Here is a 1,256-nt window from a genome sequence, read left to right on the forward strand (position 1 = left end):
CGAGACGCAGGCTGCCCTGCTCGCCGCGCTGGCCCTGCTGCTCGCGGGGGCCGCGGCAGTGCGGCTCGGGGCGCGTCGCCCGCGCCGGATGTAGCAGCGCGCGTCTCCGGATGCCGCGAGCGGCGGCCCGCGGCATCCGGCCCCGCCCTGGTCGGGGCCATCCGGATACGCACGATCGAGGCTGCCTCTGGCGTTCGCGGCGTGACGGGTCCACGATGGACGGGAGATCCGCACCGGCGCGGGAGGCCCCATGAACTCGGCACCCACCACGACCCACCGCACCGTCGCCCTCGTGGGCGCGGCAGGGTCGGGCAAGACGACGCTGGCCGAGGCGCTGCTCCTGCGAGCAGGCGCCATTCCGCGCGCCGGCACCGTGGAGCAGGGCAACACGGTCTGCGACCACGACCCCGAGGAGATCGCGCGGGGCATGAGCCTCAGCCTCGGGCTCGCGTACTTCCAATGGACCGGTCCCGACGGCGTCGAGTACGACCTGACCCTGGCCGACGCGCCGGGTCATCCCGACTTCGTCGGCGGGGTCGACACGGCGATCTCGGTGGCGGATGTCGCGGTCATCGTCGTGAGCGCCGTCGACGGCGTCACCGTGGGCACGCGTTCCGCGTGGGCCGCCGCCGAGGCTGCCGGGGTGCCGCGCATCATCGCCGTGACCCAGGAGGACAAGGCCCGCGCGGACTTCCGCCGCGTGCTCGGCGACCTGCACTCCGCCTTCGGCGACCGGCTCGTGACGCTCGAGCTGCCGCTCGGCGAGGAGCAGGCCTTCCGGGGGATCGCCGACGTCCTGAGTGAGCACGCGCTCGTCTACGACGAGTCCGGGCGGCACCACGACGAGCCGATGCCCGCCGAGGCCGAGGCCGAGGAGCACCGCATGCACGTCGACGTGACCGAGGAGATCGTGTCGCACGACGACGAGCAGCTCGAGGCGTACCTCGACGGACGTGAGCCGTCGGTGCCCGACCTCGAGCGCACGCTCGCCCGCGAGGTCGCGAGCGGCGCGGCCGTGCCCGTGGTCGTGTGCTCAGGCGTCACCGGCACGGGCGTCGACCGCGTCGCCGACCTCGTGTGCGCCCTGCTGCATGAGGAACGTCACGAACTCCCGCGCGGCCTCCTGGTCGGAGCTCGCCTCGGGGACCCAGAGCGCGAGGTCGAGGTTCACCCGTACCTTGAGGTCGTCGGGGCCAAGACCGTCGACAAGGCCTCGGGCAAGGCGACCCAGTCCGGCACCGCCGTCGTGACACGGT

The 1,256-nt window shown here is 73.7% G+C and carries 1 protein-coding gene; it reads left to right on the forward strand.

What is annotated here, in order from left to right:
* Positions 1-250 precede the first annotated feature (250 nt).
* Positions 251-1,256 (forward strand): GTP-binding protein (locus GH736_RS23135; RefSeq protein ID WP_159607382.1); only part of this gene is annotated, 1,006 nt, incomplete at its 3' end.

The sequence above is a fragment of the Agromyces humi genome, from assembly GCF_009720255.1.
GTDB classification, from domain to species: Bacteria; Actinomycetota; Actinomycetes; order Actinomycetales; family Microbacteriaceae; genus Agromyces; species Agromyces humi.